The sequence below is a fragment of the Stenotrophomonas sp. PS02298 genome (genome assembly GCF_029959445.1).
Classification (GTDB): Bacteria; Pseudomonadota; Gammaproteobacteria; order Xanthomonadales; family Xanthomonadaceae; genus Stenotrophomonas.
Map to the genome: position 1 here is coordinate 1 of NZ_JASCOR010000189.1, position 7,540 is coordinate 7,540.

At 64.6% G+C, this 7,540-nt stretch carries 10 protein-coding genes; 6 read left to right on the forward strand and 4 right to left on the reverse strand.

All coding sequences use genetic code 11. From position 1 onward, the window contains the following. Positions 1–114 precede the first annotated feature (114 nt). Positions 115–531: a hypothetical protein gene (locus QMX78_RS18815; RefSeq protein WP_282272428.1), complete on the reverse strand. Its 417-nt coding sequence runs from the start codon at positions 529–531 to the stop codon at positions 115–117. Between the two features lie 95 nt (positions 532–626). Continuing rightward, positions 627–2,375 (reverse strand): glutamine--tRNA ligase/YqeY domain fusion protein, encoded by a 1,749-nt coding sequence (locus QMX78_RS18820; protein ID WP_282272430.1) that lies wholly within the window; start codon positions 2,373–2,375, stop codon positions 627–629. A 103-nt stretch (positions 2,376–2,478) separates the two neighbouring features. Between QMX78_RS18820 and QMX78_RS18825 the strand changes: the two genes are divergently transcribed. The 6 genes from QMX78_RS18825 (at position 2,479) to QMX78_RS18850 (ending at position 5,698) form a co-directional block, all read left to right on the forward strand. Then, positions 2,479–3,147, forward strand: a complete 669-nt coding sequence (locus QMX78_RS18825; RefSeq protein ID WP_282272432.1) for a glutathione S-transferase family protein — start codon at positions 2,479–2,481, stop codon at positions 3,145–3,147. Positions 3,148–3,159: 12 nt separating this feature from the next. Further along, the gene (locus QMX78_RS18830; RefSeq protein WP_282272434.1) at positions 3,160–3,426 is read left to right on the forward strand and encodes a DUF2007 domain-containing protein; all 267 of its coding nucleotides are present in this window, start codon (positions 3,160–3,162) and stop codon (positions 3,424–3,426) included. Positions 3,427–3,456: 30 nt separating this feature from the next. Beyond that, entirely contained in the window at positions 3,457–4,107 is a 651-nt protein-coding gene (msrA, locus tag QMX78_RS18835) for a peptide-methionine (S)-S-oxide reductase MsrA (RefSeq protein WP_282272446.1), read from the forward strand. Positions 4,108–4,110: 3 nt separating this feature from the next. Beyond that, a complete protein-coding gene (locus QMX78_RS18840) occupies positions 4,111–4,620 on the forward strand; it encodes an NAD(P)H-dependent oxidoreductase (protein WP_282272436.1) in 510 nt (169 codons plus the stop codon). A gap of 153 nt (positions 4,621–4,773) precedes the next feature. After that, a complete protein-coding gene (locus QMX78_RS18845) occupies positions 4,774–5,373 on the forward strand; it encodes a DUF6036 family nucleotidyltransferase (protein ID WP_282272438.1) in 600 nt (199 codons plus the stop codon). 58 nt (positions 5,374–5,431) lie between these two features. Further along, positions 5,432–5,698, forward strand: a complete 267-nt coding sequence (locus tag QMX78_RS18850; RefSeq protein WP_282272440.1) for a hypothetical protein — start codon at positions 5,432–5,434, stop codon at positions 5,696–5,698. A 154-nt stretch (positions 5,699–5,852) separates the two neighbouring features. Here QMX78_RS18850 and QMX78_RS18855 read toward each other — a convergent pair whose 3' ends face one another. Both QMX78_RS18855 and rnk read right to left on the reverse strand, forming a co-directional pair. Continuing rightward, a complete protein-coding gene (locus tag QMX78_RS18855; RefSeq protein WP_282272442.1) occupies positions 5,853–6,821 on the reverse strand; it encodes a transaldolase in 969 nt (322 codons plus the stop codon). 33 nt (positions 6,822–6,854) lie between these two features. Beyond that, positions 6,855–7,280 (reverse strand): nucleoside diphosphate kinase regulator, encoded by a 426-nt coding sequence (gene rnk, locus QMX78_RS18860; protein ID WP_282272444.1) that lies wholly within the window; start codon positions 7,278–7,280, stop codon positions 6,855–6,857. Between the last annotated feature and the right edge of the window lie 260 nt (positions 7,281–7,540).

Here is a 7,540-nt window from a genome sequence, read left to right on the forward strand (position 1 = left end):
GGGTAAGCGCAGCGCACCCGGGACAAGGGGATCCAGTTGTCTTCCAGATGATCGGTCACCGATCCCGGGTGCGCTGCGCTTACCCGGGCTACGTTCGGAGCGCATTGCGCTTGCTCAGCGCTCCGCAGCGGGATTCTCTGTCATTGGCTGGCGCAGTGGATCGCTGCTGCCGGCTGACGCGCACTGGCCGTTGACGCAACTACAGCCCTGGATCTCGGCGAATCCACAGACACTCATCATGCCCTTGGCCTGGCAGCTGGCCTGTACGCCGGCCGGGTCGGTGGGGCTGTTGACGTTGACGCAGGCCGGGTAATAACCGCAGCAGTTGCCGACGTTCTTCACGGTGCAATCGGCGTCGACCTTGCAGCTGCTGTCGACCACGACGGGCGTGGTAGCAGGTTTGGCAGGGCTTGATTGTTTGCTGGCCGGGACCGGCGCGGGCGTTTGCGAGGTGACCGGCGCAGTGGCAGCCGGTGAACTGCAGGCGGTGATCGCAAGCAGCAGGCAGAGCAGCAGTGACAGACGGAACATGGGCGAATCCTGTTCTGGGCACGCGGCCATGGTAGCCGCGTAGCGTGTGAGCAGGGGGTTACCGGGCTGTCAGCCGGCAACCCCACCCATCCCGATCAGGCCGACCAGGTATCGCGCAGGGTCACGCTGCGGTTGAACACCGGCTTGGCCGGGGTGTGATCGCGGCGGTCGGCGACGAAGTAGCCGGTGCGCTCGAACTGGTAGCTGAGCTCCGGCGTAGCCAGCGCGGCGGCCGGTTCGACGTAGCCGGTGACGACCTTGCGCGATTCCGGATTCAGGTAATCGCGGTAGGTCTTGCCGTCGGATTCATCGTCCGGGTTGGCGACCGAGAACAGGCGGTCGTACAGGCGCACTTCGGCTTCCACCGCGTGCTGGGCGCTGACCCAATGGATGGTGCCCTTGATCTTTCGGTTGGCGCCTTCCATGCCCGGGCGCGATTCCGGGTCCAGCCAGCCGCGCAGCTCGACGATCTCGCCGGCATCGTTCTTGATCACTTCATCGACGCGGGCGATGCCGGCACCACGCAGGCGCACTTCGCCGCCCGGGACCAGGCGCTTCCAACCCTTCGGCGGTACTTCGGCGAAGTCTTCGCGCTCGATCCACAGCTCACGCGAGAACGGCACGTCGCGGCTGCCGAAGCTTTCGTCCTTCGGGTGGTTGCTGAAGCTCAGTGATTCCTCGTGGCCTTCCGGCAGATTGGTCAGCACCAGCTTGAGCGGATCGATCACTGCCATGCGGCGTGCCGCAGCACTGTCCAGGTCTTCGCGCAGGGCGCCTTCCAACACGCTGAAATCGATCAGCGAGTTCTGCTTGGAAATGCCCACGCGCTCGGCGAACAGGCGCATCGCTGCCGGGGTGTAACCACGACGGCGCAGGCCCTGCAGGGTCGGCATGCGCGGGTCTTCCCAACCATCGACCAGGTTTTCGGTGACCAGCGCCATCAGCTTGCGCTTGCTCATCACCGTGTAGTTGATGTTCAGGCGCGAGAACTCGATCTGGCGCGGCTTGGCGGCTTCGCGCGGCAGGCCCTTGTCGACCAGCGGCTGGGTCAAGGCGTTGTCGTGGGCGTAGTCGACGTTGTCCACGCACCAGTCGTACAGCGGGCGGTGGTCTTCGAATTCCAGCGTGCACAGCGAATGGGTGATGCCTTCCAGCGAATCGCCCAGCGCATGCGCGAAGTCATACATCGGGTAGATAGGCCAGGCATTGCCGGTGTTCTGGTGCTCGACGTGCTTGATGCGGTAGATCGCCGGGTCGCGCAGGTTGATGTTGCCGCTGGCCATGTCGATCTTGGCGCGCACGGTGCGGGCGCCATCGGCGAACTCACCGGCGCGCATGCGGGCGAACAGGTCCAGGTTTTCCTCGACGCTGCGCTCGCGGTACGGCGAGGGGCGGCCCGGCTCGGTCAGCGAGCCGCGGTAGGCGCGCACTTCCTCGGCCGACAGGTCGCAGACATAGGCCTTGCCGTCGCGGATCAGCTTCTGTGCGGCCAGGTAATAGGCGTCGAAGTAGTCCGAGGCGTGGCGCAGCTCGTTCCATTCGAAGCCCAGCCAGCGCACGTCGTCCTGGATGGCCTGCACGTATTCCGGGTCTTCCTTGGCCGGGTTGGTGTCATCGAAGCGCAGGTTGCAGACGCCGCCAAACTCGCCGGCGATGCCGAAGTTCAGGCAGATCGACTTGGCGTGGCCGATGTGCAGGTAGCCATTGGGCTCGGGCGGGAAGCGGGTCTTGATGGCCGTGTGCTTGCCGCTGGACAGGTCCTCACGGACGATCTGACGGATGAAATCGCGCTTTTCGGGAGCGTTTTCCGGCGTGGCAGCGACAGCAGGCGTGTTCTCGGACATGGGGGACGCAGTGTATTGAAGTAAACCGCAAGTTTAGCCGAGCCGGGCGCTGGTTGCCGGGACGGGGCTATGCTGGGGCCTCCCGCCCCATGGATTGGCACTGATGGACCGCCCCGTTCTGGTGATCGGCAACAAGAACTACTCGTCCTGGTCGCTACGCCCGTGGCTGCTGCTGCGCCACTTCGGGGTGGAGTTCGATGAGGTGCGGCTGGCCTTGGATACGCCTGGTTTTGCCAGCGAAGTGCTGCAGCATTCGCCCACCGGCAAGGTGCCCGCGCTGCGCGATGGCGCGCTGCTGGTCTGGGATTCGCTGGCCATCTGCGAGTACGCCAACGAGCGCTGGCTGGGCGGACGCGGCTGGCCGGCCGATCTGGTGCAACGCGCGGTGGCGCGGGCTGCCGCGGCCGAGATGCATTCAGGTTTCACCGCGCTGCGCAGCCAGCTGCCGATGAACAGCCGGCGCCAGCCGGATGGCGACCGCTGGGACGCCGCCGCCCAGGCCGACATCAACCGTATCCGCGCACTGTGGAGCGAGCTGCGCCGGCAATACGGCGCGGGCGGGGAGTTTCTGTTCGGCCAATTCGGCATCGTCGATGCGATGTTCGCGCCGGTGGCGGTACGCTTCGACGGCTATGGCGTGGCTGCAGAAGGTGTTGCCGGCGAGTATCTGCAGGCGCTGTTGGCGCTGCCGGCGCTGCGCGAGTGGCGGCAGGCCGGTGCAGCGGAAAGCGAGCACGTCGCGGCCACTGATGACCTGCGCCAGCCGGTTTGAACGGAGAATCCCATGCAGCTGATCTACCAGAGCAACAACCTGTTCGACGCGCATCTGGTCAAGCATGCGCTGGAGGACGCGGGCATCCCGGCCTTCGTGTTCGGTGAGTCCTTGCTGGGCGCGGGCGGCGAACTGCCCTTGTTTGGCCTGCTGCGGGTCTGCGTGCCGGATTCGGCCAAGCCCGAGGCCGAGGACATCGTTGCCGCGCTGGGCTTGGACGATGGCCCCGCCGACCCCATCTTGGATGACGATGAAGCGCCGGGATTCCTCCCGGCCTGAGGAGCTGACATGTTGGGAATCGGCCAGGGAATACTGGGTATCGGCGCGTTCAAGCAGCGCGTGCCGCGCCCGGAGGAAGCGTTGCCGGGGCGGGACACACCGTTGCCGCTGCACAACCAGCATTTCGTCAACGGCCAGCCCTTGCAGGCTGATTTCGACGGATTGCAGGTACTGGACGTGGGCCTGGGCTGTTTCTGGGGTGCCGAGCGCAAGTTCTGGCAGCTGCCGGGCGTGGTGACCACGGCGGTGGGCTACCAGGGCGGTGTTACCCCGAACCCTACGTATGAAGAAGCCTGTTCGGGTCTTACCGGCCACACCGAGGTGGTGCGGGTGGTGTTTGACCCGGCACAGGTCACGCTGGAGACGGTGCTGCGCACCTTCTGGGAGAACCACAATCCCACCCAGGGCATGCGCCAGGGCAACGACACCGGCACCCAGTACCGCTCGGCGATCTACTGCCACACGCAGGAACAGTACGACGCGGCGCTTGCCAGCCGTGCTGCTTACCAGCAGCAGCTGACTGCTTCTGGTTTCGGCGAGATCACCACCGAGATCCTGTTTCCGGCACCGCCGTTCTACTACGCCGAGGATTACCACCAGCAGTATCTGGCCAAGAATCCCAATGGTTATTGCGGCATCGGCGGTACCGGTGTGAGCTGCCCGATTGGCCTGGATGTCTGAGCAGTGAGTGCCACACCGCGCCGTTTACTGGTGGTGTGGCACAGCTTCACCGGCGCTACTGCGGCGATGGTGGGTGCGTTGCTGCAGGGTGCCCGCGAGAGTACGGGTGATGCGGTGCAGGTGATTGCCTTGCGCGCTGCAGATGCCGGTGCGGACGATGTGCTTGCTGCCGATGCGGTGGTGTTCGCCACGCCGGAGACATTGGCCTCGATGAGCGGGGCGATGAAGGATTTCTTTGATCGCAGCTATTACCCGCTGTTGGGGCGCTGCGAGGGCAAGCCGTATGCGCTGCTGGTATGTGCTGGATCGGATGGTCAGCCGACGATTGCGCAGTTGCGCAGGGTGGCTTTGGGGTTGCGTTTGAAGGAAGTGGCCGAGCCGGTGCTGGTATGTACGCAGGCACAGACGGCTGAGGCGATCACCGCGCTCAAGAACTTGCCGCAGGAAAAGCTGGAACGTGGCAGGGAATTAGGTGGGTTGCTCGCGGCGGGGCTGGAGCTTGGGATTTTCTAGTGTTTGCCAGGGTGGTGGGTAGTCCAGCCTCTCAAGCCGCAAATTCTGACTGGCTACTCGCGGCGAAAGAAAGCGGGGGCAGAGAGAGGTTCTTCATGCCAGCGAAGTTTCCGCCGTTTAGACTTCAGCCAGTGCAGGACGACCGGGAACGATATGGCCACCATCTACTCTCCTTTGATCAATGCGGTTCGCCAGCTGTTTGATCTGCAAGCCGATCAGTTGCCCGAGCTGAAGGAGCCCATCAAGGCGTTCCTTGCCGGGGGGGTTGCCGTCCACTATTGGGTTGGAGTTCGCGTGACTGCCGACGTGGACGCAGAGTTCAGTCTGGAGGGTACAGGCTACCGGCATTTCCTCCCGATCGACGACGTGATGGCTTACGTGGACGATGAGGGTAGGACCCGTGCCATCCATATCGACCGCAACTACACGCCAGTCTTTGCACTCATGCACGAGGACTACGTGGCGCGCTCAATCCGCCTTGGCGACAAGCTGGGCGGCAAGGGGAAGCTGGAGGTCTACGTCCTGGCTCCGGAAGATCTTGCGATCAGCAAGATGGCCCGCTGGGCCCCGCATGACCAGGAAGATGTTGCTGCTCTGGCTGCCGATGGTCATCTGGATGCCGATGAACTGGAACGGCTCGCCCTTGAAGCGGCGGAGACGGCCGTGGGGCATAATCCGAACTTGCTGCGGATCAATATCCGGGAAGCCATCAACCATGTCCGTGCTCACCAGCCCCCTCGCCCAAGCGTTTGAAGGCCCGCATGACCGTGGCGCGGAAGCGGCTGTGGCACGGTGGCTTTCGGCTCCGGAGATGAAGCTCTTGAGAAAGGACCTGGCGCGGATGTCGCTGGCCAGCGTCAAGGACCTTGGCGCCACATTGGAGACGGTCATGTTGCTGGGCGCTGCGCCAGTTTCAGTGGAGCTTGCCGAGGCCGTTCGTCTGGCGGCGGCACGTGCGCGTCCTTCCAGTGAATCCGGGACGTCTGTGCAACGCCGCTGGGGTGTTCAGAAGCTGGCTTTCGATCCGGCGCGGCTGCGTCAGCGGCTCCATGAGGCTGACGCCCTGCGTGATCGTTGAAGCCCCACAAACGGGGGCAGCGGAGGAACATCAAAAATTTCCTCATCCTCCTCTTGCCTTCGCAGGGGGCGGGCCTTGCTCCCAAAAAGGGGGCTGATGTCCCGCCGGCAGGAGAAGGCAGACATAAAGCCTTGTGCAGTCTGTTGGGCCAGCCTCAGCCGCCCAACTCATCCAAAATCCGCTGACGCAAGGTCTGCAGATCCTTCGCAAACGCCTCAATACCCGTAGCCAGCTTCTCGGTAGCCATCGGATCAGCCGCCATATCGGCATCGAACTTCGCTTCATCAATCGCAGCGACGTTCACCGCTTCAGCAGCACCAGCCACCAGCTTGCGCGGCAGCTCGCCGAAGTCAGCATCCAGCTTCTCCAGCAGGTCCGGCGAGATCGTCAGACGATCACAGCCAGCCAGCGCTTCAATCTGCGCAGTCGAACGGAACGACGCACCCATGACAACGGTGCTGGAACCGCGACGCTTGAACTCGGCGAACACGCCGCGCACGAACACCACGCCCGGGTCTTCATCAATGCTGGCCGGGGTCTGGCCGTTGGCCACGTACCAGTCCAGGATGCGGCCGACGAACGGCGAGATCAGGAAGGAGCCGGCTTCCGAGCAGGCCAGGGCCTGGGTCGGGTTGAAGATCAGGGTCAGGTTGCAGTCGATGCCTTCGGCCTGCAGTACGCGTGCGGCTTCGACGCCGGCCCAGGTCGCGGCGATCTTGATCAGCACCTTGCTGCGCGGCACGCCGGCCGCTTCGTACATGGCGATGAACTCGCGGGCCTTGGCGACGGTAGCCTCGGTGTTGTGCGCCTGGTCGGCATCCACTTCGGTGGATACGCGGCCCGGCACCAGTTCGGCCAGCATGGTGCCGACGCCGACCGTCAGGCGATCAACCACGGCATTGGCGATGGCCTGCTTGTCACCGGATTGGGCGCGGCCCCACTGCAGCTCGCGCTCGATCAGGCCGGCATAGACCGGCAGGTCGAGGGCTTTCTTCACCAGCGTCGGGTTGGTGGTGCAGTCGACCGGACGCAGGCGCTTGATGGCGTCGTAATCGCCGGTATCGGCGACGACGACGGACAGTTCACGCAGCTGGGCGAGCTTGGAGGGGGCCTGGGACATCATGGTTTCCTGTTGCAGGTGCGGCGCGGAACGCGCTCAGCGGTGGAAATCACCAGCCGCTTCGGGCTGATAGTGAACGGCGGTGACGCGCAGGCGCAGCTTGCGGCCGCCGGGTGCGGTCCAGTCGATGGTCTGGCCAACCGACAAGCCCAGCAGGGCACTGCCGACCGGTGCCAGCACGGACACGCGGCCCTTGTCGAAGTCCGCTTCGTGCGGATAGACCAGGGTCAGGGAATGTTTTTCGTTGTGCAGTTCGTCTTCGCAGTCCACGCGGGAGTGCATGGTGACGATGCCTTCGGGGATTTCTTCCGGCGGCAGCACCTGCGCGCGCTCAAGTTCCTGCGCAAGGGCAACAGCGGCCGGGTGCCGGCTCAGTGCCGGGGAGTCCAGCAGGGCCTCAAGGCGGGCCATGTCACGGGTGGAAACAACGATGGATGGTGGCAGACCGCTGTGGCTGGTCATGGGAATTCCTTATCTGATTGAAGAACAAGCAAAAGGCGACGCTTTGTCGGCGCCGCCCGGGTTTCTGTTGTGCAGGTGAAGCGGGCCATCGGCGGCCCTGTGAAGATCATGGGGCCGGTGCGGCCCGGATGCAATGTGGGGGAGGGTGGTATTCAGGTTTTGGGGGGCTGCGGAGAGCTCCCCTCCCCAACCCTCCCCTCCCCCCGCGGGCGGCGGGGGGGGGGGGGGGGGGGGGGGGCCGCCCCCCACCCCCGCCGCGG